The sequence below is a fragment of the Pseudomonas sp. PP3 genome (assembly GCF_905336995.1).
Lineage (GTDB): Bacteria > Pseudomonadota > Gammaproteobacteria > Pseudomonadales > Pseudomonadaceae > Aquipseudomonas > Aquipseudomonas reinekei.
Genome location: NZ_HG995459.1, coordinates 4659570 through 4685903 on the forward strand (window position 1 = coordinate 4659570; position 26334 = coordinate 4685903).

The 26334-nt window shown below is 60.3% G+C and carries 24 protein-coding genes and 1 pseudogene; 3 read left to right on the forward strand and 22 right to left on the reverse strand.

The features are described 5' to 3' along the window. Positions 1 to 11: 11 nt before the first annotated feature. From fabD to KHO07_RS21235, 4 genes are all read right to left on the reverse strand, one after another. Positions 12 to 950: an ACP S-malonyltransferase gene (gene fabD / locus KHO07_RS21220; RefSeq protein ID WP_212625454.1), complete on the reverse strand. Its 939-nt coding sequence runs from the start codon at positions 948 to 950 to the stop codon at positions 12 to 14. A gap of 127 nt (positions 951 to 1077) precedes the next feature. Then, entirely contained in the window at positions 1078 to 2088 is a 1011-nt protein-coding gene (gene plsX, locus KHO07_RS21225) for a phosphate acyltransferase PlsX (RefSeq protein ID WP_150732336.1), read from the reverse strand. 4 nt (positions 2089 to 2092) lie between these two features. Then, positions 2093 to 2275 (reverse strand): 50S ribosomal protein L32, encoded by a 183-nt coding sequence (rpmF, locus tag KHO07_RS21230; protein WP_003179396.1) that lies wholly within the window; start codon positions 2273 to 2275, stop codon positions 2093 to 2095. Positions 2276 to 2288: 13 nt separating this feature from the next. Beyond that, positions 2289 to 2816: a YceD family protein gene (locus tag KHO07_RS21235; RefSeq protein WP_007942001.1), complete on the reverse strand. Its 528-nt coding sequence runs from the start codon at positions 2814 to 2816 to the stop codon at positions 2289 to 2291. A gap of 105 nt (positions 2817 to 2921) precedes the next feature. On the opposite strand from KHO07_RS21235, the gene KHO07_RS21240 reads away from it, so the two are divergent. After that, positions 2922 to 3500, forward strand: a complete 579-nt coding sequence (locus tag KHO07_RS21240; protein WP_212625455.1) for a nucleoside triphosphate pyrophosphatase — start codon at positions 2922 to 2924, stop codon at positions 3498 to 3500. A 151-nt stretch (positions 3501 to 3651) separates the two neighbouring features. Here KHO07_RS21240 and KHO07_RS21245 read toward each other — a convergent pair whose 3' ends face one another. The 3 genes from KHO07_RS21245 to rluC are packed head-to-tail and all read right to left on the reverse strand — an operon-like array spanning position 3652 to position 6277. Beyond that, a complete protein-coding gene (locus tag KHO07_RS21245) occupies positions 3652 to 4641 on the reverse strand; it encodes a S49 family peptidase (RefSeq protein WP_150732334.1) in 990 nt (329 codons plus the stop codon). 24 nt (positions 4642 to 4665) lie between these two features. Next, the gene (locus KHO07_RS21250) at positions 4666 to 5328 is read right to left on the reverse strand and encodes an HAD-IA family hydrolase (RefSeq protein ID WP_150732333.1); all 663 of its coding nucleotides are present in this window, start codon (positions 5326 to 5328) and stop codon (positions 4666 to 4668) included. Then, positions 5315 to 6277, reverse strand: coding sequence for a 23S rRNA pseudouridine(955/2504/2580) synthase RluC (rluC, locus tag KHO07_RS21255; protein ID WP_150732332.1), 963 nt, complete (start codon positions 6275 to 6277; stop codon positions 5315 to 5317). The genes KHO07_RS21250 and rluC overlap by 14 nt, the downstream gene beginning before the upstream one ends. Before the next feature lie 700 nt (positions 6278 to 6977). Here rluC and rne point away from each other — a divergent pair. Next, on the forward strand, positions 6978 to 10184 hold the full coding sequence (rne, locus tag KHO07_RS21260) for a ribonuclease E (RefSeq protein ID WP_212625456.1): 3207 nt from the start codon (positions 6978 to 6980) through the stop codon (positions 10182 to 10184). Positions 10185 to 10275: 91 nt separating this feature from the next. Here the strand turns inward: rne and KHO07_RS21265 are convergent, their stop codons facing one another. The 13 genes and pseudogenes from KHO07_RS21265 to KHO07_RS21325 form a co-directional block, all read right to left on the reverse strand. Then, on the reverse strand, positions 10276 to 10866 hold the full coding sequence (locus KHO07_RS21265; RefSeq protein ID WP_212625457.1) for a nucleotidyltransferase family protein: 591 nt from the start codon (positions 10864 to 10866) through the stop codon (positions 10276 to 10278). Beyond that, positions 10863 to 11846 carry an XdhC family protein gene (locus KHO07_RS21270; RefSeq protein ID WP_212625458.1) on the reverse strand — a complete coding sequence of 328 codons (984 nt, stop codon included), beginning with the start codon at positions 11844 to 11846 and terminating at the stop codon, positions 10863 to 10865. The genes KHO07_RS21265 and KHO07_RS21270 overlap by 4 nt, the downstream gene beginning before the upstream one ends. Continuing rightward, complete coding sequence (locus tag KHO07_RS21275) at positions 11846 to 14164, reverse strand: xanthine dehydrogenase family protein molybdopterin-binding subunit (protein WP_212625459.1); 2319 nt, start codon at positions 14162 to 14164, stop codon at positions 11846 to 11848. Before KHO07_RS21275 ends, KHO07_RS21270 begins: the two co-directional genes overlap by 1 nt. Continuing rightward, positions 14161 to 14631 (reverse strand): (2Fe-2S)-binding protein, encoded by a 471-nt coding sequence (locus KHO07_RS21280; RefSeq protein WP_150732327.1) that lies wholly within the window; start codon positions 14629 to 14631, stop codon positions 14161 to 14163. The genes KHO07_RS21275 and KHO07_RS21280 overlap by 4 nt, the downstream gene beginning before the upstream one ends. 176 nt (positions 14632 to 14807) lie before the next feature. Beyond that, positions 14808 to 16058, reverse strand: a pseudogene (locus KHO07_RS21285) (IS3 family transposase). Between the two features lie 190 nt (positions 16059 to 16248). Next, on the reverse strand, positions 16249 to 17268 hold the full coding sequence (gene murB, locus KHO07_RS21290; RefSeq protein ID WP_212625460.1) for a UDP-N-acetylmuramate dehydrogenase: 1020 nt from the start codon (positions 17266 to 17268) through the stop codon (positions 16249 to 16251). Beyond that, positions 17265 to 17729, reverse strand: a complete 465-nt coding sequence (locus KHO07_RS21295; protein WP_150732325.1) for a low molecular weight protein-tyrosine-phosphatase — start codon at positions 17727 to 17729, stop codon at positions 17265 to 17267. The genes murB and KHO07_RS21295 overlap by 4 nt, the downstream gene beginning before the upstream one ends. After that, positions 17729 to 18493: a 3-deoxy-manno-octulosonate cytidylyltransferase gene (gene kdsB, locus KHO07_RS21300; protein WP_150732324.1), complete on the reverse strand. Its 765-nt coding sequence runs from the start codon at positions 18491 to 18493 to the stop codon at positions 17729 to 17731. The genes KHO07_RS21295 and kdsB overlap by 1 nt, the downstream gene beginning before the upstream one ends. After that, on the reverse strand, positions 18490 to 18675 hold the full coding sequence (locus KHO07_RS21305) for a Trm112 family protein (RefSeq protein ID WP_007945752.1): 186 nt from the start codon (positions 18673 to 18675) through the stop codon (positions 18490 to 18492). Before KHO07_RS21305 ends, kdsB begins: the two co-directional genes overlap by 4 nt. Positions 18676 to 18700: 25 nt before the next feature. Then, positions 18701 to 19711: a tetraacyldisaccharide 4'-kinase gene (lpxK, locus tag KHO07_RS21310; protein WP_150732323.1), complete on the reverse strand. Its 1011-nt coding sequence runs from the start codon at positions 19709 to 19711 to the stop codon at positions 18701 to 18703. Then, a complete protein-coding gene (locus KHO07_RS21315) occupies positions 19711 to 20139 on the reverse strand; it encodes a biopolymer transporter ExbD (protein WP_212625461.1) in 429 nt (142 codons plus the stop codon). The genes lpxK and KHO07_RS21315 overlap by 1 nt, the downstream gene beginning before the upstream one ends. After that, positions 20136 to 20771, reverse strand: a complete 636-nt coding sequence (locus KHO07_RS21320; RefSeq protein WP_162279041.1) for a MotA/TolQ/ExbB proton channel family protein — start codon at positions 20769 to 20771, stop codon at positions 20136 to 20138. The genes KHO07_RS21315 and KHO07_RS21320 overlap by 4 nt, the downstream gene beginning before the upstream one ends. Before the next feature lie 98 nt (positions 20772 to 20869). Beyond that, entirely contained in the window at positions 20870 to 23104 is a 2235-nt protein-coding gene (locus KHO07_RS21325) for a DNA internalization-related competence protein ComEC/Rec2 (RefSeq protein WP_212625462.1), read from the reverse strand. A 136-nt stretch (positions 23105 to 23240) separates the two neighbouring features. On the opposite strand from KHO07_RS21325, the gene KHO07_RS21330 reads away from it, so the two are divergent. Continuing rightward, complete coding sequence (locus KHO07_RS21330; protein ID WP_212625463.1) at positions 23241 to 23756, forward strand: DUF2062 domain-containing protein; 516 nt, start codon at positions 23241 to 23243, stop codon at positions 23754 to 23756. Between the two features lie 772 nt (positions 23757 to 24528). Here the strand turns inward: KHO07_RS21330 and KHO07_RS21335 are convergent. Together KHO07_RS21335 and KHO07_RS21340 are read right to left on the reverse strand one after the other, a co-directional pair. Next, on the reverse strand, positions 24529 to 25308 hold the full coding sequence (locus KHO07_RS21335) for an ABC transporter permease (protein ID WP_075947433.1): 780 nt from the start codon (positions 25306 to 25308) through the stop codon (positions 24529 to 24531). Continuing rightward, the gene (locus tag KHO07_RS21340) at positions 25305 to 26237 is read right to left on the reverse strand and encodes an ABC transporter ATP-binding protein (protein WP_150732320.1); all 933 of its coding nucleotides are present in this window, start codon (positions 26235 to 26237) and stop codon (positions 25305 to 25307) included. The genes KHO07_RS21335 and KHO07_RS21340 overlap by 4 nt, the downstream gene beginning before the upstream one ends. Positions 26238 to 26334 lie beyond the last annotated feature (97 nt).

Consider the following 26334-nt stretch of genomic DNA (forward strand, 5'->3'; position numbering starts at 1 on the left):
TTTCTCCTGATTCAGGCCAGCGCTGCACGGGCGGCAGCGAAAGCGTCTGGGGTATTGAGGTTGGAAGTCGATACGCCTTCGGCGCAGCGTTTGTTCAGGCCGGCGAGTACTTTGCCAGGACCGCACTCGACCAGATGGGTCGCGCCCTTGGCTGCCAGTGCCTGGACCGACTCGACCCAGCGTACAGGCTTGTAAAGCTGCTCAAGCAGATCGCGCTTGAGGGTTTCCAGGTCGGCAGGCACTGCGGCACTGACGTTCTGCACGACAGGAATCTGCGGCGCCTGCCAGTCGATCGCGGCGATCGACTCGGCGAAACGCTCGGCTGCCGGACGCATCAGCTCGCAGTGCGACGGCACGCTGACCGGCAACGGCATGGCGCGCTTGGCGCCACGCGCCTTGCAGCCTTCAATGGCACGTTCGACCGCAGCCTTGGCACCGGCGATAACCACCTGGCCAGGGGAGTTGAAATTGACCGCGCTTACCACTTCGCCTTGCGCCGCTTCGGCGCAGGCTGCCAGCACATCGGCATCGTCCAGACCGAGGATCGCGGCCATGCCGCCCTGCCCGGCCGGAACGGCTTCCTGCATCAGCTGACCGCGACGCTCGACCAGCTTCACCGCGTCGCCGAGGCTCAGGCTGCCAGCAGCAACCAGTGCGCTGTATTCACCCAGGCTGTGACCGGCAACATAAGCCGGGCGCGCGCCGCCTTCCGCCAGCCACAAGCGCCACAGGGCGATCGAAGCGGTCAGAATGGCCGGCTGGGTTTTATCGGTTTGATTGAGTTGCTCTTCCGGCCCTTGCTGGGTCAGTGCCCACAGGTCGTAACCCAGAGCATCGGAAGCTTCTTTGAATGTTTCGAGGACAACCGGATGTTGCGCGCCCAACTCGGCCAACATGCCGAGGGACTGCGAACCCTGTCCCGGAAAGACGAATGCGAGGGAAGAAGACATGTAACAAGCCCCTAATGATCTTGTCGTCGGAGAATTGACGTCCCGCTTAGGGGGGACGCAAGAAACTGACAGTTGGATGGCCAATTGAACTGAGCGGTCACATTTAAGCATTGTCCGACGAAAACGCCTAAAGCAACAAATCCTCCAGACGACCGTGGATGCGTTCTGGCAGATTTTCCTGAATTTCGATCAAGGCACGGGAAATAGCACTCTGAAAACCCTGCACCCCGGCGGAACCGTGGCTTTTCACGACAATGCCCTGCAAACCGAGGAAGCTCGCGCCGTTATGTCGCGCTGGCGCCAGATCTGCTTGCAGACGCTTCATCAGCGGTAACGCCAACGCCCCCACCATGCGCGAAGGCAGGCTTTTCTTGAACAATGCCTCGATGCGCGCGGCAATCATGGTCGCCAGCCCTTCGCTGGACTTGAGCAGGATATTGCCGACAAAACCGTCGCACACCACGACATCCGCCTCACCGCGGTACAAACCGTCACCTTCGACAAAACCGATGTAGTTGATACCACGCGCACTTTGCAACAAGGTTGCAGCCAGCTTGACCTGCTGATTGCCCTTGATGTCCTCGGTGCCGATGTTCAACAAGGCCACCCGGGGACGAACGATACCCAGGGTTTCCGCCGCGACCGAACCCATCACTGCAAACTGCAACAGGTGTTCAGCACTGCAATCGACATTGGCGCCCAGATCGAGCAACTGGCAATAGCCCTTCTGCGTCGGAATCGCCGCAACCATGGCCGGACGATCGATGCCCGGCAACGTCTTGAGCACGAACCGCGACAACGCCATCAACGCCCCGGTATTGCCGGCACTGACACACGCCTGGACCTTGCCGTCACGCAACAACTCAAGCGCGACGCGCATGGACGAATCAGGCTTGCCACGCAGGGCCTGGGCAGGTTTTTCGTCCATGGTGATGACTTCGGACGCCGGAGTAATCGACAGGCGCGCGCGATCCACAGCCGATTGGCCAGCGATCAATTCTTCAAGGAGGGAGGGTTGACCGACGAGGGTCAGGTGCAGCGAGGGCGTAGCAGACAGGCAAGCGATGCTGGCCTGGACAATGCTGCGGGGACCGAAGTCCCCGCCCATTGCGTCAATCGCGATGACTTGAGCGGACAAGTGATTACTCGTCAGCGCCCTTGTCGATCACTTTACGGCCACGGTATACGCCTTCTGGCGATACGTGGTGACGCAGGTGAACTTCACCAGTGGTTTTTTCTACAGACAGGGTGCTAGCCTCGAGAGCGTCGTGCGAACGGCGCATGTCACGGGCAGAGCGGGATTTTTTGTTCTGCTGAACAGCCATAATTGATTAACTCCTAAACGTTTGGGTCACGCTTTAACTGCGCCAATACACTGAACGGGTTGGACCGCGTTACCTCGTCCTCGCTCGGTTCGGGCTCATCTGCTCCCGCCGGCTGCTGGCATTCTTCCGGATGATGAGCAGGCACAATGGGCAAGGCGAGCAGAAGCTCCTCCTCGATCAGTGACTGCAGATCCAATGGATCTTCGCCCAGTTCCAGCACGTCATAACCTTTCGGCAACGACTGGGTATTCGCACCCTCCTTCACCACAGCATAACTGCATTCGCTATGGATCGGCAGGGTGACCAGCTCAAGACAACGCTGGCAAACCATTTTGACTTCAGTGTCGATAAAGCTGTGGATTACCACAGATTTACGTTCATCTCGTTCAAAAACGAATTTAGCCTGCACCGTACCGACATTGTCGGAAAGCGGGTCGCAGAGTCTCTCCAAATCGGCCAGCAGCATTTCACCTTGAAGGGTGGTGCCACGATCAGCCAATTTGCGCGGGTCAACGTGAGGTGGAATCGGGTCATTCAACATAGGCGCAGCATTATAGGGATGCACCCGCCCATGTCAAAGGAAATTCAGCCCTGTCCGTCACTTGGAAGCCTCGCTAGAATTCGCACCTGCCATTTGGAGATGCGCATGCTGCCTTTATTACTCGCTTCCAGCTCGGTCTATCGCCGGGATTTGCTGGCCCGCCTGCGGCTGCCATTCACTTGCAGCTCACCGGATATCGACGAAAGTCATCGTCCGGGCGAGGCTGCCATTGATCTGGTAAAACGCCTTGCAGAGCAAAAAGCCCGCGCACTGGCGCACAGCCATGACGCTCATTTGATCATCGGCTCCGACCAGGTCGCCGTGCTCGGCGACAGGATCATCGGCAAACCCCACACCTTCGAAAAGGCCCGCGAACAACTGCTGGCCTCCAGCGGTGCCAGCGTGACCTTCCTCACCGGCCTGGCGCTGCTCAATAGCCAGACGGGCCATTGCCAGGTCGACTGCGTGCCCTTCACCGTACACATGCGCACACTCGACGCCGCACACATCGAACGCTACCTGCACACCGAGCAGCCGTACGACTGCGCAGGCAGTTTCAAGGCCGAAGGTTTGGGTGTAAGCCTGTTTCGAAGCACCGAAGGCCCTGACGCCACCAGCCTTGTCGGCCTGCCGCTGATTCGCCTTGTGGACATGCTGCTGGCCGAGGGCGTGCAAATCCCCTGAACACACCCTCCGCAGGAGCTGGCTGGCTGGCTGGCGATCGATGTTGAATCCTGCCTTGAGCTTCAGGACTTCATTACTGGCATGCCAGCCCTTACGGGGCCCGTGGCGACAAAAAAACCGGCAATGGCCGGTTTTTCTGTGCTTTCGGAAATCAGCGCAACGACGGACCGTTAAACCCCATCCACATCGCCAAATGCTCAGCCACGCTGGCACCGAGTTTTTTCGAGAAGCGGTCGAATGGCGACTCCTGGACCGTGAAATCCACCAGTTCCTTTTCACCAATCACATCACGCGCGACCGAACTGGCGTTACCCAGGCCATCCACCAACCCCAGCGGCAGCGCCTGCTCGCCAGACCAGACCAACCCGGAAAACAGCTCCGGATGCTCTTTATCCTTCAGGCGATCGCCACGACCCTGCTTGACACTGTTGATGAACTGCTTGTGCGTGGTATCGAGCACGCCCTGCCAGAACGCAGTCTCTTCAGGCTTTTGCGGCTGGAACGGATCGAGGAACGATTTGTGCTCACCCGAAGTGTAGGTGCGACGCTCGACACCCAGCTTCTCCATGGTGCCGACAAAACCGTAACCGGCCGCCGTCACACCGATGGAGCCCACCAGACTCGCCTTGTCGGCGTAGATCTGATCGGCGGCACTGGCAATGTAATAGGCGCCGGAGGCACCGAGGTCGGAAATCACCGCGTACAACTTGGTATCGGGGTGCAGAGCGCGCAGACGACGGATCTCGTCATAAACGTAACCTGACTGCACAGGACTGCCACCCGGACTATTGATGCGCAGGATGACACCCTTGACCTTCTTGTCTTCGAAGGCGGCACGCAGACTGCCAACGATATTGTCGGCGCTGGCCGGTTCCTTGTCGGCGATCATGCCGGTGATATCGATCAGCGCGGTGTAGTTGCCGCTGCGGGTAGCGGCTTTTTCCATGTCCATCAGCGGCGAGAACAGCAACAGCGCGCCAAACAGGTACACGAACGTCAGCAACTTGAAGAAAATCCCCCAGCGACGGGAGCGACGCTGCTCCTGCACACCTGCCAGCAAGGTCTTTTCCAGCAGCTTCCAGCTCTTTTCGTCACCGCTCTCTGCACTCGCCTTTGCGGGCGCTTTCCATTCGTCGGTCATGCCATCTACCCCAGCAAAAACGTATTAAGCCCGCTGACTCAGCCAGGCGTGCAATTCTGAAAAGTGATCAATCGCCAAGCGTGGCTCAAACAGTTTCAACGCCTCGATCGACTGGGCGCCGTAGCTGACCGCCACCGAATCCATGCCGGCGTTGCGCGCCATCTGCAAATCGAAGGACGAGTCGCCGACCATCAGCGCCTGCTCCGGGCGAACCTCGCAATGCGCAAGGATCTGTTCAAGCATCAACGGGTGGGGCTTGCTGGCAGTTTCGTCAGCGGCCCGGGTGATATCGAAATAGTCCGCCCAACCGTGCGCTTTCAGCACCCGATCCAGCCCACGGCGCGCCTTGCCCGTTGCGACTGCCAGGTGATAACCCTCGGCACGAAACGCTTCCATCGACGCCACCACCCCCTCGAACAACGGAGAAGGCACAGCCTCTGAGGCAATGTAGTGGTCGGCGTAGTGCTCGCGAAAGGCGATCAACTCGGCATCGCTGATTTGCGGGTACAGCGTACGGATCGCTTCCGGCAGCCCCAGCCCGATGATGCCCTTGACGGCAAAGTCATCGCAGAGTTGAAAGCCGGATCGTTCGGAGGCGACATGCATCGCCTCGACAATCCGACCAATGGAATCGGCCAGTGTGCCATCCCAATCGAAAATCAGCAGTTTGTAATCAGATGGGTGCACTCAGGCGCTCCACGGTTTTGGCCCACATCTCGTCGACCGGCGCCTGCAACTTGAGTTCACCGCCATCGGGCAGCGGCACGGTCAGCATGTAGGCGTGCAGGAACAGGCGCTTGCCGCCCAGATCACGGATTTCCTTACTGAAATCGTCATCGCCGTACTTGGTGTCGCCGGCGATGCAGTGCCCGGCGTGCAAGGTGTGGACGCGGATCTGGTGGGTGCGACCAGTGATCGGCTTGGCTTCGATCAGGGTGGCAAAGTCGCCGAAACGACGCAGGACCTTGAACACGGTCACAGACTCCTTGCCCTCCTCCTCGTCGACCTCGACCATACGCTCGCCGGAGCGCAGATTGCTCTTGCCGAGCGCGGCCCGGACTTGCTTGATCGAAGACGCCCAGTTACCGCGAACCAGCGCCATATAGCGCTTGTCGACGCCATCACCGCGCAAGGCCGTGTGCAAGTGACGCAGCATGCTGCGCTTCTTGGCGATCATCAGCAGGCCGGAGGTGTCACGGTCCAGGCGGTGAACCAGCTCGAGCTCCTTGCAATCGGGGCGCAACTGACGAAAGGCTTCGATGACCCCGTAATTCAAGCCGCTGCCGCCGTGAACGGCAATGCCACAAGGCTTGTTGATCACGAGCAGCGCCTTGTCTTCGTAGACAATCGAGGCCTCGAGTCGCTGCAGCAGGCCTTGCGCCAGCGGCACCGGTTCGTCGCGCTCAGGCACGCGAACCGGCGGCACGCGCACGATATCGCCCGCCTGCAGCTTGTATTCGGGCTTGATCCGACCTTTATTCACCCGCACTTCGCCTTTGCGCAAAATGCGATAAATCAAGGTCTTGGGCACGCCTTTGAGCCGAGCGAGAAGGAAGTTATCAATACGTTGGCCGGCATATTCCGGCGAGACCTCAAGCAGTTGGACGCCTGGGGTCGAAGGGGCAGTAGTCGTCATGGCGCGGATGATAACAATTTTTTATGGAATTGAAGCACTTAATCATTGCTGCTATAGTCGCGAACGCCGCCAAAAGCGGCCTGGACAGCGGACCAACGGTCAAAAACCGGCCCTGACCAACGCAATTCACCAGGACGCGAGGCCGTCCTACGGGGCTTTCGCTACGTAACGGTGGAGTTTGCAGGTGTAACGAGCGCAGGTGACATGAGGCCTGAATCACGCCGTAAAGCAGAGTTCTCACTCGTTTTGCGAGCCATATTCACGGCCAGTTCACAAAGTGCAGTCAGCTGCGAATGACCCCGAGCGAACGCTTCGGAAACACCGCCTAAATTAGCCATGATGCGTGACCTCCCCTTTCGGAGCTCACGGTAAATGCCAACCCGCTGCGGATTCTGCGCGCGGCAGCACCCGAATTATCAGGGATACGTGTAGGGTGGAGATGCACAACCGCTGGACTGTGTAGCAATAGGCTTTATCAAGACGCTTCATCTCGTCCACAGCCGCCGGTTGATTCCTCCTCCTGACTGAGTGCTTAAGTAGCCACAGCAAGCAGGACGCGTACGTCGCGATGCAGGCCCTCATTGGCCGGACATCGCTGGACACGGGAATGGCCAACCACTCCCGACGCACCTGACACCGACCGTGAGAAGTCGTGTGTGCCGAACGCCGTTTCCGGCAGCCCGGAAACCGACGGTACTACATGAAAAGAATGCTGATTAACGCAACTCAACCCGAAGAGTTGCGTGTTGCACTGGTAGATGGCCAACGCCTCTACGACCTGGACATCGAATCCGGTGCACGCGAGCAGAAGAAGGCCAACATCTATAAAGGCCGGATTACTCGCATCGAACCAAGCCTTGAGGCTGCCTTTGTCGATTTCGGCTCCGAGCGCCACGGCTTCCTGCCCCTCAAAGAAATCTCCCGCGAATACTTCAAGAAAGCCCCGGAAGGTCGCGTCAACATCAAGGACGTCCTGAGCGAAGGCCAGGAAGTCATCGTTCAGGTCGAAAAAGAAGAACGTGGCAACAAGGGCGCAGCCCTGACCACCTTCATCAGCCTGGCCGGCCGTTACCTGGTGCTGATGCCGAACAACCCGCGTGCCGGCGGTATCTCCCGTCGCATCGAAGGCGAAGAGCGCAACGAACTGCGTGAAGCGCTGAACGGCCTGGTTGCCCCGGCCGACATGGGTCTGATCGTGCGCACTGCCGGCCTGGGCCGCAGCAGCGAAGAAATGCAGTGGGACCTCGACTACCTGCTGCAACTGTGGACCGCCATCAAAGAAGCCTCGCTTGACCGCGCCGCGCCGTTCCTGATCTACCAGGAAAGCAACGTGATCATCCGCGCCATCCGCGATTACCTGCGCCAGGACATCGGCGAAGTGCTGATCGACAGCGTTGAAGCCCAGGACGAAGCCCTGACCTTCATTCGCCAGGTGATGCCGCAGTACGCCAGCAAGATCAAACTGTACGAAGACAGCGTTCCGCTGTTCAACCGTTTCCAGATCGAAAGCCAGATCGAAACCGCCTTCCAGCGCGTGGTCGAACTGCCTTCCGGCGGCTCCATCGTTATCGATCCGACCGAAGCCCTGGTGTCCATCGACATCAACTCGGCGCGCGCCACCAAAGGCAGCGATATCGAAGAAACCGCCCTGCAGACCAACCTTGAAGCCGCCGAAGAAATCGCCCGTCAGTTGCGCCTGCGCGACATCGGCGGCCTGATCGTCATCGACTTCATCGACATGACCCCTGCCAAGAACCAGCGCGCCGTGGAAGAAAAAGTCCGCGAATGCCTGGAAGCCGACCGCGCTCGCGTGCAAGTCGGTCGCATCTCGCGATTCGGCCTGCTGGAAATGTCCCGTCAGCGCCTGCGTCCATCCCTGGGCGAAAGCAGCGGCATCGTTTGCCCGCGTTGCAACGGCACCGGCATCATCCGTGACGTTGAATCGCTGTCTCTGGCGATCCTGCGCCTGATCGAAGAAGAAGCCCTGAAAGACCGCACCGCCGAAGTTCGCGCACAAGTGCCGATCCCGGTGGCCGCGTTCCTGCTCAACGAAAAACGCAACTCGATCACCAAGATCGAACTGCGCACCCGTGCCCGCATCGTCATTCTGCCGAACGATCACCTCGAAACGCCGCACTTCGAAGTGCAACGTCTGCGTGACGACAGCCCGGAAGCCGCGACCAACCAGTCCAGCTACGAAATCGCCGCTGCCGCCGCCGAAGTTGAAGAAGTTCAGCCAGCTGCCGCGACCCGCACCCTGGTTCGCCAGGAAGCTGCGGTCAAGACTGCACCAGCCCGCGCCAATGCTCCGGTTCCGACCGAAGTGGCAGCCCCGGTTGCCGCACCCGCCGCCGCGCCAGAGCCAAGCCTGTTCAAAGGCCTGGTGAAGTCGCTGGTCAGCCTGTTCGCTACCAAGGAAGAGCCAGCGGCTCCCGTAGTAGTTGAGAAGCCGGCCACCGAGCGCCCAGCTCGCAATGAAGAGCGTCGCAACGGTCGTCAGCAGAGCCGCAACCGTAACGGCCGCCGCGATGAAGAACGCAAGCCGCGCGAGGAACGTGCACCGCGTGAAGAACGCGCACCACGCGAACCACGCGAAGAGCGTCAGCCACGCGAAGCCCGTGAAGAGACGCCAGCCGTAGCCCGTGAAGAACGTGCTCCACGCGCACCGCGTGAAGAACGTGCACCGCGCGCTCCACGCGAAGATCGCAAGCCACGTGGCGAGCGTGAAGAACGCGTTCGTGAACTGCGTGAGCCACTGGATGCCGCTCCAGCTGCCGCTGCTGCTGTAACTGCCAATGCTGAAGAGCGTCCGGCCCGTCAGCCACGTGAAGAACGCGCGCCACGCCCACCGCGTGAAGAACGTCAGCCACGTGCCGAGCAGGCCGCTGCCGCTGTAGCCGAAGAAGAGCTGCCGACCAACGAAGAGCAACTGCAGGAAGAAGGTCAGGAAGGCGCCGAAGGCGATCGTCCACGCCGTCGCTCCCGTGGCCAGCGTCGCCGCAGCAACCGTCGCGAGCGTCAACGTGATGCCAACGGCAACGTGATCGAAGGTTCGGAAGAGTCCGAAGCCGGCGATAACGCTGAAGCACCAAGCACTGCCGACCTGGCCGCCGGCCTGGCGGTAACCGCAGCCGTTGCCAGCACCGTGATCAGCGCTCCGGCCGAAGCACAAGCCAACGAGCAAGCCGAACGCGCCACTGCCGCCACCCTGGAAACTGCTCCGGTTGAAGCGCCAGTCGTTGAAGCGACCACGCCGGTAGAAGTGACCGCTTCGCCGGAAATCGAAGTGGCCCTGGCGCCAGAAGCCCAGCCAGTAGTTGAAGCAGCTGTCGAGCCGGTTGTTGTTACCCAAGCACCTGCCGAGGTTGCAGAACCGGTGGTTGAAACCGTTGCTGAAACCGTGACCGAAACCGTTCGTGAAGTTCGCGAAGAGCAAACTGCGTTCAACTGGGTAGCCGAGCCAGCCGTTGCTGAAACGCCTGCTCCAGCGCCGGTTGCTCAAGCCGAAGTAGCTGAAGCGGTGGTTTCCGAGCCGGTTGTTGCAGCTGCCGAGCCAGCACCCGTGGTAGAAACACCGGTTGTTGCCGAAGCGCCAGCACCTGTCGTTGCAGCCGCTCCGGTCAGCGCCCTGACACCAAGCGGCCGCGCGCCAAACGACCCGCGTGAAGTGCGTCGTCGCAAGCGTGAAGAAGAGCGCCTGCAGAAGGAAGCCGAATTGGCTGCCGCTGCTGCTCAGGCTGATACCGCTGTTGCTGAAGTGGTCGAGGCAGCGCCTGCCCCTGTTGCCGAAGTCGCCGCCGAGCAGGCTGAATCGGTGATCGAGGAAGCGCCACGCTCCGTTCAGGAAGCGGTAGAGCAACACGAACAAGCCGAGGAAAAAGAACACGAGCCTAAACCACTCGTCTGATTCCATCGGTCAATAAAAAGCCCCGCCTGGTGAACCCAGGCGGGGTTTTTTTATGTCTGTAAGCTTCACCCCATTCCCACAGGATCTATATTTATTTGAAGATCAGCGCTTCGGGCACATCCACATCCCACAACACCCCCGGATCATCCACCGTCACTTCAACCACACGCCCCTGCGCAAACAACGGCTTGGCCCCGCGATCACCCGACAACGCCATCAACCCCGATCCAAAGCTGCGGCCGAATCCCACCGGGTGGCCGTATTCGCCGTCCTGCACCGGCACGCTGATGCAGCCATCAGCAATCTGCGCCACGACATGCTCAATACTTGAAGGCAGGATGAACGGCATATCCCCCAACACCATCAGCCAGCCATCGAGTTGCGCACACGCACTAACTCCCGCGGCGATGCTGTCACCCATTCCCGCGGATTCGATCAGCACGATTTCACAGCCATAAGCCTTGGCCATACGAATCACTTGGGGCCGCTCAGCTGTGGTGACCAACACACGCTTATCCAGCGTGGCCGGCAGATTCACCAGCACCTGCTCGATCACCGAACGGACCGCGCCATCACGCCCTTTGCAGTCCGCCAGCAACTTGTCTTTTTCCTCGCCTGCGACCTGCCGAAAACGGCTGCCCTGCCCCGCCGCCAGAATGATGACGCCGATGGACTCACTCATACGCCCTCCCGCAACGGCTTCTTCTGTTTCAGCTCGACGCCGTTCTTGATCGCGACAATCTCGGCCATCAGCGACAAAGCGATTTCCGCCGGGCTGTGGCTACCAATGTGCAAGCCGATCGGGCCGTGCAGCCGCTCAATGGCCTGTGGCGACAAGCCTAGTTGAGCCAGGTTTTCGCGACGTTTCTGGCTGTTGACCCGCGACCCCAGCGCGCCCACGTAGAAGGCTTTGGAATCCAGGGCGGTGAGCAGCGCCATGTCGTCCAGGCGCGGGTCGTGGGTCAACGCGACAATCGCAGTGCGCTCGTCGGTCTGAATGTTCAGCACCGCATCGTCGGGCATGCCCGAGACAAAACGGCCGTGCTGCTCTTCCCAACCGTAGACGAACTCGGTGCGCGGATCGCAGATCAGCACTTCGAAATCCAGCAGCCGCGCCATCTCGGCGACATACCGGGACAACTGGCCCGCGCCGATCAGCAACAAACGCCAACGCGGACCATAGATTGCGCGCAATACCTGCCCGTCGAATGTCAGCACATCCGACTTGCTGGCAGGCTTCAGGATCACTTCGCCAGTGTCGAGATCAAGTTCCCGCGCGACGATTTCATGGGCTTCACAGCGGGTCAGCAATTGCTCGACCCAATCCGCATCACCGACCCGTTCCTCGGTCAAACGCAAGGTGCCGCCGCACGGCAAACCGAAACGCGCGGCTTCTTCACGAGTGACGCCGTAGGTAATGAGTTGTACCGGCGGCCCGTCAGGCGGGATTCGACCGTCATGCAACCGCGCAATCAGGTCATCCTCGACGCAACCGCCGGACACCGAGCCGATCACGACACCGTCCTCGCGCAGCGCCAGCATGGCACCAGGCGCCCGGGGCGCAGTGCCCCAGGTCTGAACCACGCTGTACAACACCACCCGCTGACCGGCGCGGCGCCATTCCAGCACGCTGCGCAGGACGTTCAGATCGACGCTGTCCATCAGGCCGGCGCCTTCTGCCAGTCTTGCAGCTGATAGCGAACCGGCAGGTTGCGAATGCGTTTGCCAGTGGCGGCGAAGATCGCATTACACAGCGCCGGGGCAATCGGCGGCACACCCGGTTCACCCACACCGCCCAAGGGTACGGTGCCGGGTGGCGTGACAAGGTGCACAGCGACTTGCTTCGGGGCCAGTGACATGCGCGCCACTTCGTACATGTGGAAGTTGTCCTGCTGGACCTTGCCGTCCTTGAAGCTGATCTCGCCCAACACCGCATTGCCCAGGCCCATGACGCAAGCGCCTTCGAACTGCGCGCGAATCCGCTCGGGGTTGATCTGCGGGCCGCAATCCACGGCAATGTCAGCCTTGTGCACGATCAGCGTGCCATCGTCTTTGACTTCGACCTCGATCACCGCGGCCACGTAGGTGACGAAGCTGTAATGCACCGCCAGCCCCAGGCCTCGGCCCTTCGGCAACTCACGCCCCCATCCGGCGGCTTTGGCGGCGGTCTCCAACACGGTACGCAGGCGACCGGTATCGATCGGATAGCGCTCGGGCGATTCGCCGTAGTTCCATTCTTCGCTCAGGGTGCGAGGATCAATCTGCCGGTCCGGCCCGAGCAATTTGATCTGATACTTGAGCGGGTCCTGCCCGGCCTTGTGGGCCAGTTCGTCGATAAAGCTCTGGATCGCGAAGCCGTGCGGGATGTTCGACACCGAGCGATACCAGCCCACGCGGGTGTGTACCGTCGCCTCGGGGTTTTCCAGGCGCACATTCGGGATGGCATAGGCCATGTTGGTGAAGCCCATGCCCAACTCGAAAGCCGCCTCGTGATTCATGCCCGGGGCGAACAACGCGGTAATGCTCGGCGCCACTGTGCGGTGCAACCAGCCAGACGGCAGGCCATCCTTGTTCAGACTGGCCTTCAGGTATTCGGCCGACACGGTGTGGAAGTAGGAACAATGAATGTCGTCCTCACGGGTCCACTGCACGCGCACGGCCTTGCCCGGAAATTCCTTGGCGAGTATGGCCGCTTCGATAATGAAGTCTGGCTTGGATTTGCGCCCGAAGCCGCCACCGAGCAAGGTCACGTTGAAGGTGACGTTATCGAATGGCAGACCAAGACGCTCGCCGATCCGTTCACGGGTGACCTGCGGCGCCTGACTCGGCCCCCACGCTTCGCACGCGCCATCCTTGTAGCGGGCGATGGCGACCATCGGCTCCATCGGTGATTGCGACAGGTGCGGCAGATAGTAGGAGGCCTCCAGCGTGCTATCGGCGCCGCTCATGGCTTCGTCGATGTTGCCGGTATTGCGGATGACTTTGCCAGGCTTGAGGGACGCGGCTTCCAGTTCCTTGCGATAGGCGATCGAGTCGTAACTGGCGTTGGCACCGTCATCCCACTCGATTTTCAGCGCTTCGCGGCCCTTGATCGCGGCCCACGTATTGTTCGCCACCACGGCGATGCCGCCCAGCGGTTGAAATTCCGATGGCAGCGGACGGCTTTCAATTTGCACCACCTTGACCACGCCTGGCACTTTCATCGCCGCGCTGGCATCGAAGGTTTTGACCTTGCCGCCATACACCGCAGGCCGGGCAATGGTGGCGTACAGCATGCCGTCGAAATGCACATCGGCGCCGTAGACCGCACGGCCGTTGACGATGTCGTCACCGTCGATGGCCTTGGTGCCTTCTTTGCCGATGTAGCGGAATTCAGACGGTTGCTTGAGCTTCAGGCTGTCACGCGCCGGTACGGCCAGGGCACCGGCGGCGGCAGCCAGCGCGCCGTATTCCAGTTCACGGCCGGAAGGTTTGTGAATGACTTTATGCAGCTGCGCATGGCATTCGCCGACCGGTACTTTCCACTGATTGGCGGCGGCCTGTTCCAGCATGGTCCGCGCGGCGGCGCCACAGCGGCGCATCGGCTCGTACCAGTGACGCATGCTGCGCGAACCGTCGGTGTCCTGGTTGCCGAAGCGCACTTCGTCACCCGGTGCCTGCTGCACTTTGACCCGCGCCCAATCAGCTTCCAGTTCGTCGGCAACCACCATGGTCAGACTGGTGCGCACGCCCTGGCCCATTTCCGAACGGTTGCACATCACGGTCACGGTGCCATCGCCGGCGATGCTCACGTACACCTTGGGATCATCCACCCAACCATTGGGCATGCCGTCGGCGCCGAACTTCTTCACTTCTTCGGCAAACACGTCCTGCCAGCCCCAACTCGCGGCGACCACCAAGGCACTGGTAGCGCCCACCCCTTTGAGGAAACCACGGCGACTGAGGTTGCTCAGGGCGAAATCCATCGGTAGCTGGCTCATGCCTTGGCCTCCTTCAGGTGAGTGGATGCCTGGCGGATGGCGGTCTTGATGCGGTTATAAGTGCCACAGCGGCAGATATTGCCGACCATCGCCTCTTCGATCTGTTCGTCGCTCGGGTTCGGATGGATCTTGAGCAGTGCGGTGGCGGACATGATTTGCCCGCCCTGGCAGTAACCGCATTGGGCCACTGCGGAGTCGAGCCAGGCTTGCTGAACCACTTTGCCCACCGGGTCGGCGTGCAGGTTGTCGATAGTGGTGACGTTCTGACCGATCACCGAGCCGATCGGCGTGATGCAACTGCGCGCCGGCGCGCCTTCGATATGAATGGTGCAAGCACCGCACAGGCCCATGCCGCAGCCGAATTTGGTGCCGTTATAGCCAGCAACGTCGCGGATCGCCCAGAGCAGCGGCATGTCCTCGGTGACGTCGAGTTGATGGTCTTGACCGTTGAGTTTCAGGGTAATCATGGGCACGCCCGCATATTTCTTGAGTTATGGGGTCGAGCAATCTGCCGTGGGATCTTGGTTCGGCACGCAGATCGACTCAGGCTAATGGGCTCTCTTGTGCGAACGCAGACGTCTGCACCGGGCCTTTGGTGAAACAAATGCTTGCATCGTTAGCCGGCTAAGTTAACCCAGCATGTCTAGTCCTGAAATAGGTTTACACCTGTTTCACCCTAACGCCCGATGCACCGCATCGGGCGTTTTGTATTTTAAAGAGAGGTGCGGCCGCTCCTGGTTGTAGATCGTGACGGCCTCTCGCACCATCTGTGTGGCCTGCGCAAAATCCGCAGGTCGGTGGATCAAGAACTCTGTTTTCAAGATACCGTTGACCCGCTCTGCCAAGGCGTTTTGGTAGCAGTCGTAGCCGTCGGTCATCGAGCAAATGATGCCATGCTTTGCGTGCACTTCTTGATAAAGGGCCGAGCAGTACTGGGCGCCTCGATCCGAGTGATGGACGAGTTTCTGAACGCTTCGACGTCGCTTCAAAGCCATTCGAAAGGCTTGCACCACGGAGTTGGTGTGCAGACTTTCATGCACGTGATAACCGACTATTTTTCTCGAAAAGACATCCGTCACTAAACTCAAATAGGCAACGCCATCACGGGTAGGCAGGTACGTGATATCGGCAACCCAGACCTGTTCTGGGCCGGTAGCGACTATTTGTTCCGGGCTTGGTTTGAGCAGATTGGGGTGTCGGCGGAAGCGATGATGGCTGTCGGTCGTCTTGTGGTACGCCCGTTTTCTGCGGACCAATTGGCGGCTTTCCCGCAAAACCGCGAACAAACGATCCCGGCCAACATGGAGCTCCTGTTGCTCACGCTGCTCATGCATCATCGAATGCAGCTTCCGAGTGCCGATGCACGGTTGGCGAGCACGGATCTTCTCTACAAACGTTATGAGCTGCTGATCCTGGTCGGCCCGAGCTCTGTAGACCCGGTTGCGTTTGTAATAGGCCTGACGGCTTATTCCCATAAATTGGCAAGCCCTGCTGACACTCAGGGTTTGGGTTTGCGCAACGACTTGCCGGGTCGCTTTTTTACGACAGATACGCCGTAGTCATTTTTCAGAACATCGACTACGGCTTCAAAGAATTGGGCTTTCTGAGTTGCCAGCGCCAGTTGTTCCTCGAGTTCTTTGATTCTTTGCTCGGGAGTCAGGGGCAAGGTTGGCTCGTCCATAGGTCTGATCCTCTGGGAGCGAATGGAGGCGCCTTGGCTCCAGTCCTGGCGACCATGTTTGCGTAACCAAACCAACACCGTCGACCGACCCTGAATCCCGTAGCGCCGCTGAGCCTCTTTATAACTCAACTCGCCTTTTTCGACCTGGTCGACAACCGATAATTTAAAAGCCAGTGTGTAATCACGCTGACTGCGCTTTGTGCCCGTATCCATTGCACCTTCCTGAAAAGAAGTCAGAAGGTGTAAACCTTATTCAGGACGGGACAGCATTAACAAAAAAGCCCTGCTGAGACAGGGCTTTTTTGCTGCAAGCTTCAAGCTGAAAACTTTCCGTGAAAGTGAAACAGCCCATAGCCTGCGATCTGTAATTGTAGCTTGTAGCCAGTGGCTTGCCGCTGTTGCACTAATACCGGTTCGGCTCCATTTCCAGCTCGACGTGGAAACGATCTGAAATGTCCTTCTGGATACGTTGCGCCAGGTCGAGCAACTGCAGGCCAGTGGCGCTGCCGTAGTTGACCAGTACCAGCGCCTGCAATTTATGCACGCCCGCATCGGCATCACGGAAACCTTTCCAGCCGGCGCGCTCGATCAGCCAGCCTGCGGCGATTTTCATCTGCCCATCGGGTTGTGCATAAGCGACCAGGTCCGGGTATTGCCCCTTGAGCTGAGCGACCAGTGCCGCTGGCACCAAAGGATTCTTGAAGAAACTGCCGGCATTGCCGAGCACCGCCGGGTCCGGGAGCTTTTCGTTGCGGATGCTGCAAATGGCCTGGCTGACATCGGTGGCGGTCGGGTGCTCGACACCTTGCTCGGTCAGGCGCTGACGCACCGGGCCGTATTCCAGATGCAAATGCGCGACGCGGTTCAAGGCGAAGCGTACGCGCAGGATCAACCAGCGCCCCGGCTCCTGCTTGAACAGGCTGTCGCGGTAGGCGAAGTTGCATTCTTCCAGGCTGAAATCGCGCAGTTCGCCGCTATGGCGATCGAGCGCGGTCAGGCCGGCGAACACGTCCTTGATCTCAACCCCGTAGGCGCCGATGTTCTGCATCGGTGCCGCACCGACGGTGCCAGGAATCAGGCTGAGATTTTCCAGGCCCGACAATCCCTGCGCCAACGTGTGCTGCACAAACGGATGCCAGGGCTCACCGGCCTCCGCCTCGATCACCACCTTGCTGCCGTCATCGCTCAGCACACGAATCCCGCGAGTGGCCATGCGCAGCACCAATGACTCGATGTCCGCCGTCAGCAGCAAATTGCTGCCGCCGCCGATCACCAGCACCGGCACCTGATGTTCCAGCCCGTAGGCCAGGGCCTCCCGTACATCGGCGTCGCTATGGGCTTCGGCGAACAACCGGGCCCGGACATCCACGCCAAAGCTGTTGAACGGCTTGAGCGAAACCTGCGACCGAACCTGCAAACTCATAACCGCCCCTTCAGTTCGACCACCAGCAAATCACTGGCGCGTTCGATCAGATCCAGCACTTGCTCAAAGCCCTGGTCGCCGTCGTAATACGGGTCCGGGACTTCGTCGATTTCCGACTGATAACGGCGCAGGAACAAATCCAGCTCAGCCCTGCCCCGGGCCGGTTGCAAAGCCTTGAGGTTGCGCAGGTTGCTGTTGTCCATCGCCAGGATCAGGTCGTAGGTGGCGAAATCGGCGCGGGTCACTTGCTGGGCGCGTTGGGTCGACAGGTCGTAGCCACGCAGCTTCGCCGCCGCCTGACTGCGTTTGTCCGGCGCCTTGCCGACGTGCCAGTCACCGGTGCCGGCAGAGGCGACTTCGACCTGGTTGGCCAACCCTGCTTCACGCAGTTTGTGGCGCAACACGCCTTCGGCCGTGGGCGAACGGCAGATGTTGCCCAGGCAGACAAACAGAACCCGCATCAGGCCTCCAGCAGGCGACGAACGCGCTCAAGGTCTTCAACGGTATCGACGCCCGGAGGCGGCGCGATCAGCGCATCGGCGACGTGAATCCGCACGCCGTGCCACAGCGCACGCAACTGTTCCAGGCACTCGGTGTTTTCCAGCCAGCACGGGCCCCAGCTGACGAAGTCATGCAGGAAACCGGCGCGATAGGCGTAGATGCCGATGTGGCGGCGATACGGCACGCCTTCCGGCAACTGCTCGCGGCTCTGGGCGAACGAGTCCCGCGCCCATGGCAGCGTGGCGCGACTGAAGGTCAGCGCCAGGCCATTGAGGTCGCTGACGACTTTGACCACGTTGGGGTTGAACAAAGTTTCCACGTCTTCGATCGGCTCGGCCAGGGTGGCCATGCGCGCTTCGGTGTGGGCGGCCAGGTTGGCGGCGACTTGATCGATCACGCTCGCCGGAATCAACGGCTCGTCACCCTGGACGTTGACCACGATGGCGTCGGGCGCCAGGCCCAGTTTGGTCGCGACTTCCGCCAGGCGATCGGTACCGGAGTTGTGATCTTCACGGGTCAGCACCACTTCGGCGCCAAAGCCCTGGCAGGCCTCGACAATGCGTACATCGTCAGTGGCGACCACTACGCGTTGGGCGCTGCTTTTGCTCGCCTGTTCCCAGACGTGCTGGATCATCGGCTTGCCGGCGATCAACAGCAGCGGTTTGCCCGGCAAACGGGTGGAGGCGAAGCGCGAAGGAATGACAACGGTAAAGGCTGTGGTCATTTATCCAGGCGCTCGTCGGTGGTCAGGGTGCGGGCCTCGGTTTCGAGCATCACCGGGATGCCATCGCGAATCGGGTACGCCAGGCCGGCGCCCTTGCTGATCAGCTCGGTCTTGTCGGCGCTGAGCTTGAGCGGGCCTTTGCAGACCGGGCAAGCGAGGATGTCGAGCAATTTGGTGTCCATGAGCATTCCCTGGATAAAAACGGATTTAAGGCAACAGTCGAGCCGGCAACAGGCGCATCAACTGTGTATCGAACCAGGCCACGAAGGCCGGCGACGGCACAGCATCGACCGCCAGGTACCACCAGTCGGCGGCGGCGAAGGCACGGCACTTCACCGCGTCCTTTTCGGTCATCACCAACGGCAATGACGGGGTGAAATTCAAGGCCTGCACACTGTATTCGGCGTGGTCGGCGAACGCGTGCGGCACCGGCTGCCAGTGTAGCGTTTCGAGGGTCTTGAAGAAACGCTGTGGGTTACCGATCCCGGCCACCGCGTGCAGCGCCTGACCTGCGGGAAAGTGATCGAGGGGGCGATGCTCACCGCTTTGCAGATTGACCAGCGCTGTCGGTTGCAGCTGGAAGGCAAAACCGCCGTCACGATCAGCCGTGGCGCCGTTATAAAGCACTGCATCAACGCTTTGCAGGCGCTCGACCGGTTCGCGCAACGGCCCGGCGGGCAGGCATCGTTGATTGCCCAGGCCTCGGGCAGCGTCGATCAGCACCAGTTCCAGATCCCGGGCCAGACGGTAATGCTGCATGCCGTCATCGGAGAGGATCAGGTCCAGCGGTTCGCTCGCCAGCAAGGCTTTGACCGCGGCGCTGCGGTTCGGGTCGATCATCAGCGGCACGCCGGTGCGCTGCACGATTAGCAACGGTTCGTCACCGGCAATTTCAGCGCTGTGCTCCGCCTCGACGCGCCATGGTAACTGTGGCGGTTTGGCGCCGTAACCACGACTGACCACGCCGACCCGCAAACCGCTGCGCTGGCAATGCTGGATCATCCACAGAATCAACGGCGTCTTGCCGGTGCCGCCGACGGTGATGTTACCGACGACGATCAGCGGCACGGGCGGCTGGTAGATTTCACCCTCGCCCGCCAGAAAGCGTTTGCGCTTTTTGTTGACCACACGCCGGTACAACCACTCCAGCGGCTGCAACAGCTTCAGGGCCGGATGGCCTCGGTACCACGCGGCAAGCAGGCGATCGGACATGGCCATCAGGGCGCGGGCGGCGCCGCCTCGACTGTGGTCATGCGCAAGTGGTTGAAGCCGAGTTTGCCGGCGGCGTCCATGGCCGTGATCACCGATTGATGCTGGGATTTACCGTCGGCACTGATGGACAGTGGTCGGCTGGTATCGCCGTTGGACTCTTTCTGCAAGGCGTCCATCAGGGTGGCCAGGTCGTTTTTCGGCAGCACCTGGTTGTTCACCGAGAACACGCCGTCAGCACTGATGGCGATGTCCAGTTGCTTGGACTGGTCTTCTGCCGGCGAACCGCTGACGGCCTCGGGCAGCTCGACGCGCAACTGGGTTTCACGGGTGAACGTCGTCGTCACGACGAAAAACAGCAGCAGGATAAACACCACGTCAATCAGCGACGCGAGGTTGATGTCCACGTTCTCCCGTTGCTTGCGGCGGAATTTCACGCTTTGCCCTCGGCCAGATCCACATCGCGGTCGCCCTGCACTACCTCGACCAGCTTGATCGCTTCCTGCTCCATCCCCACCACCAGCTCATCGATCCGGCGTTGCAGGAATCGATGGAAGAACACCGACGGGATACCGACCATCAAACCGGCCGCCGTTGTGATCAAGGCCTTGGAGATACCACCGGCCAGCACCGACGCGTTGGTGGTCATGCCACTGCCGGTAAATGCGCTGAAAATATCGATCATGCCCAACACCGTACCCAGCAAGCCGAGCAACGGCGCCATGGCGGCGATGGTGCCGAGGGCATTGATGTAGCGCTCCAGCTCGTGGATGACCCGGGCGGCGGCCTCTTCGATGCACTCTTTCATGATCTCGCGACCATGTTTGGAGTTGGCCAGCCCCGCGGCCAGGATCTCACCCAGCGGCGAGTTGGCGCGCAGTTCCTTGAGTTTTTCTTTATTGAGTTTTTTGTCCTTGATCCAGACCCAGACCTGCCCGAGCAAATGCTCCGGGGTCACGCGGCTGGCCCGCAGGGTCCAGAGACGCTCGGCAACGATCGCCATTGCCGCGATGGAACTCAGGATGATCGGCAGCATCATCCAGCCGCCGGATTTGACCAATTCCCACACAGTGTCAGTCCCCTCGAAAAAGTGCGCCACTCTAACATAGGGGGTGGACGCACCGAAGACCGTGATGTCGCATCCGGTCGGGCTTTAATAACGCTCGGTTATGGATTCAATGAAGGCGGATCGCGCCAGAACCGTCGCTCCAGACGCATTGAGCGTGGGGATTCGAACCGCCCCAATTGCAGATGAATGGCGCCCTGCTCAGCGCTGTCGTAGACCGTAATGCCACGTTTGCGGTAGCGCGCCACGACCGTTGGATGCGGATGGCCGAATGAATTGCCGTGCCCGCGGGAAATCAGCACCGCTTTGGGCTGCAAGCCGTTGAGCAGCGCTATGGACGACGAACTGCGGCTGCCATGATGCGGTGCCTGCAGCCAGTCGGTCGGTACGGCCAATGCACTGTCGAGCAATGATCGCTCGACGGTGGCATCGATATCACCGGTCAGCAGCAAGCGTTCGGCATTGGCTTCGATCTGTAAAACACAGGACTTCTGATTGCTGTCCCCGGCTGCCGACCATTGCCAGAGCCGGAACTGAACGCCATCCCAGGTCCATTGCCGGTCGGTTTCACAGGCTTGGGCTTGCAGCGCGGCAGGCAGGGCCTGCGGATCACCACTGATCACGCGCTTTACCGGCAGCCCATTGGCCACTGCCCGGGCACCGCCGGCATGATCGGCGTCAGCGTGGCTGATCAGCATCACGTCGAGTTCTTTCACCCCCAGTTTTCGCAATGACGGCAGTACGACCCGCTCTCCCAGGTCGAAATCACCGAAACGCGGACCGGTGTCATACAGCAGCGTGTGATGGCGAGTGCGCACCAGAATCGCCAGGCCTTGGCCAACATCCAGTTGCCAGATGTCGGCGATACCTTCGGGCAGTTCTGCGCGAGGGGGAAATACCAGCAACAGCAACATCGGCCACCCCAGCGGGCGCATGGGTACACCCCGGGGCAGTAACAGTAGACAGGCGCCCATCGCCCCCACGCACCAGGCCCAGAACGGGATCGCCATGGGCACCCACGCCGGAATCCGCCCAGCGACCAACGCCAGTCCCTTGAACAAGCCATCGATCAAACCGCCCGCCAGCCACAACAGGCCCTCGCCCACGTAAGGCAGCGGCAACAACACGGTGCCGAGCAATGCCGGAGGCAGCACCACCAGACTGATCCAGGGTACCGCCAGCAAGTTGACCAGCGGCCCGCTGACACTGATCGGCAACCCCAGCACCAACAGCAAAGGCAACAGGCCAATGGCGATCAACCATTGGGCGCGGGTCCAGGTTTGCCACCAGCGCCAAGGGCCCAGGCGACCACCAAAGGTAAAAATCAACACCGCGACCGCGGCGAAGGACAACCAGAACCCCGGCTGCAAACTGGCCAGCGGGTCCAGCAGCAATACGCCATTGAGTGCCAGCAATAACGGCCACCAGGCGCCGAGGTGACGAAAACGCAGGCGCCACAACAACACCAGGCCGATCATCAAACAGGCACGGCGTACCGGGACATCAAATCCGGCCAACAGGCCATAACCGAGCGCGGCACTGAATGCCAGGCCACAGCCCCAGGGCAACCACGGCAGACGGTTCGGCCACAGCCCAAAGCGGGCCAGACCGGCGATCAGCAGGTACACCACGCCCGCCAGCAAACCGATGTGTTGCCCGGAAATCACCAACAGGTGGACGGTGCCGGTGTCTTGCAGCACTTGCCAGTCTTCACGGCTGAGCCCGGCGCCATCCCCCAGCACCAACGCTGCCAGCGCAGCCGTTCGGCCCTGGGCATCCACTGCCAGCAGCCTCTGGCGGATGCCATCGCGCCAGGCCCATCGCGCCTCGGACAGCCGCTCGCTGTCCTTGACCGTACCTGTCGCACCAATGCCCTGCGCCAACAGCCAAGCCTGATAATCGAAGGCCTGCGGATTGAGCAAACCGGCAGGCCGCTTCAGCTTGACCGCCAATCGCCAGCGCTCGCCGCTTTTCACCGGCGGGCCGTCGTACCAGGCCAGGCGCATGAGTGTCGGCACTTTCCCGTGTCGCGACGTAGCCTGCGCCAATTCAAAGCGAACCACCGCCTCGCCGTTCTCGGGCAACCCCGTCACCCGCCCTTCGACCCAGCGGGTTTCACCGTCCAGGCTCGGCGCCAAACGATCGTCCAGTGCCCATTGGGCCTGCACGCAGGCCCAACTCAAACCGAACAGGAAAAACGCCGCCGGATACGTCTTGAACGGCAACAACATCAAACCGGCAACCGGCATCAACAACCACAACCCGACCGGCGGCAATGCCGGTAAAAAACGCAGGGCCAGCAGACCCAACGCCAGCGCCATCATCCCTGTGCGCATAAGCCCGTCCTTGAGAGTCCCGGCCTTAGGCATAGACGTCCGGGCGCACGCTCGTCGTTATCAATTGTCACAAAGTCTGAATGGGCGCTTCATAGAATCCAGACATACTTGCCGCCTTGACCGACCGAGAAGCCTTATGCCCCGGCGATTATTCAAACGTTACATGCCAGACCCGACCAGCATCAGGGAACACAAATCCTTACGCTTTCTCGGCACGCTGCTGCATGACCCGAACCTCTGGCACCTCAATCGCCATTCCGTCGCACGCGCCATGGCGGTTGGCTTGTTCGCGGCGTTCCTGCCGATTCCGTTGCAGATGTTGCTGGCTGCCTTCCTTGCGATCGTGGTGCGCGGCAATATGCCGATTGCCGTGAGCCTGGTCTGGCTGACCAATCCGATCACCATGCCGGCGGTGTTCTTTTGCACCTATCAGACGGGGGCGTGGTTGTTGGACGTTCCTGCACGGCATTTACCGGATGAGTTGACCTGGGAATGGATTAGCGGCGAGCTCTCGACGTTATGGCAACCGTTTTTGCTGGGGTCGGTGGTGACGGGGTTGGTGCTGGGGGCGTTGGCTTATTGTCTGGTGATGCTGTATTGGCGGTGGTGGGTGGCGCGGCAGTGGCGGCGGCGTAAGCAGAGTCGGATGTGATTGGATTTGATCGTGTGCATATCCGTTTCTTCGGTAACGGCTGCTTATGGTTCCGCTCTTACAGCGGGTCACTTTGAAAAGCGCAAAGTAACCAAACGCTCCTGCCCCTTTCGTTCGGTGCCTCGCCTAGGCTCGGCATGCCGGCCGGCCTGTTTATCTGGTTCGTGCGCATCTCCCCCTGTAGGAGCCGGCTTGCTGGCGATAGCGACCGCTCAGTCAACATCATCGAGACTGACATACAGCTATCTCCAGCAAGCTGGCTCCCACAGTTGGATTGGAGGGTATCTGATAGAGATTGGTTGGCTGGCAGCGCGTCATCGCCAGCAAGCCGGCTCCTACAGTGGGATTGGGGGTATCTGGCAGAGATTGGTTGGCTGGCAGCGCGTCATCGCCAGCAAGCCGGCTCCTACAGGTTGGAATGCGAACCAACCAGACAAACAGGCCGGCCGGTAGGCCGCCTCGGCCCTTTTGATCCACCCGCCCCCTCGGCAGGCTGAGTGGAGGCGTTTATCCGGGGGGGCGCGCGCAGCGCCGTGCGGCGAAGCCGCACACATCGAGAGGAGGTTGAAGCGAAGCCAACCGGAGGCGATGCCCCCGGATGAATGCCGGAACGAAGGAACACCGAGCCTTAGCGAGGGGCCGTACGTAAGGGGCGAGCGTTTTTTTGGTTACTTTTTTTAGGCGCTTGTAAAAAAAGTGACTCGCCGTAAGGGCGAAACCATAAGCCGCCGTTACCGCAGAAACGGATATACACGCAAAACCCAAAACAACCTCAGGTCCGCATCCCCCGCCCACTCACCAACAACCGCGCGCACCCAACATACAAAACCCCAGTCGCCACCACCATAAAGGCAATCGCCACACTGATCCGAATATCCGAAACCCCAAGGATCCCGTACCGGAAAGCATTGACCATATGCAACACAGGGTTGGCCAGCGACACGGTCTGCCAAAACGGCGGCAGCAACGTAATCGAATAAAACACCCCACCGAGATAGGTCAACGGCGTCAGCACAAACGTAGGGATGATCGAGATGTCATCGAAGTTGCGCGCAAACACCGCGTTGATGAAGCCCAGCAGCGAGAAGATCGTCGCCGTCAGCACCACCACCAGAATGGTCACACCCAGGTGATGCACCTGCAGGTGGGTGAAGAACAGCGACAACAACGTCACGATGATCCCGACCATCAACCCGCGCAGCACGCCGCCCAGGGTGTAGCCGATCAGGATAGTGTGCGGCGAAACCGGAGAGACCATCAGTTCTTCGATGGAGCGCTGGAATTTGCTGCCGAAGAAACTCGACACCACGTTGCCGTAGGAGTTGGTGATCACCGACATCATGATCAACCCCGGCACGATGTACTCCATGTAAGTGAAGCCGCCCATGTCGCCGATTTGCCGGCCGATCAGGTTACCGAAGATCACGAAATACAGAACCATGGTGATCGCCGGCGGTAGCAGGGTCTGCGGCCAGATCCGGGTGAAGCGCCGGATTTCACGGTAAACGATGGTATTGAGGGCAACGAGGTTGGGGCGCAGCTCGGAACTCATACTGCCACCTTCGACAGATTTTTCTCCACCAGGGACACGAACAACTCCTCAAGGCGATTGGTTTTATTGCGCAGGCTCAACACTTCGATGTTCTGCTGGGCAAGCTGGGTGAACAGCGCCGTGATCCCCATGGACTTGTCCACCTGGACCTCCAGCGTGTGGTCGTCGAGCAAACGGGATGGATAACCCAGCAACTGCGGCGGCGCGCTCAGGCTGTTCTTCAAATCCAGCAGGAAGGTCTCGACGTGCAACTGGCCGAGCAACTGCTTCATGCTCGTGTTCTCGACAATCGTGCCGTGGTCGATGATGCCAATGTTGCGGCACAACTGCTCAGCCTCTTCCAGGTAGTGCGTGGTGAGGATGATGGTGATGCCTTTCTGGTTCAGCTCAGTGAGGAAGGTCCACATCGAGCGACGCAGTTCGATGTCCACGCCGGCAGTCGGTTCGTCGAGAATCAACAGGCGCGGTTCGTGAACCAGTGCACGGGCGATCATCAAGCGACGCTTCATGCCGCCGGACAGCGAACGCGACGGCACATCGCGTTTGTCCCACAGACCGAGCTGGGTCAGGTATTGCTCGGCACGCTCCTTGGCGACTTTCGACGGAATGCCGTAGTAGCCGGCCTGGGTCACGACGATGTCGAAAGTCTTTTCGAACTGGTTGAAGTTGAATTCCTGGGGCACCACGCCGATGGAGCGCTTGAGCTGCGCAGGATTCTTGTCCAGATCATGACCGAAGATATTCACCGAGCCGCTGGTCTTGTTCACCAGGGTCGAAAGAATACCGATGGTCGTGGATTTACCGGCGCCGTTGGGGCCGAGCAAGGCGAAAAAGTCACCTTCGGCGACATCCAGATCGATACCACTCAAGGCCTGGAAACCGTTGCCGTAGGTTTTGGTTAGCTGCCGGATGGACAGAGCGGAACTCATATCGGATTACGCACCAAGAAGGGAGGAAAGAGATAAATAAGGGCGGGCGGCGAGCAATGCAACCGCGGCGCATGAGCGCAATGGTGCTTGTCGCCGC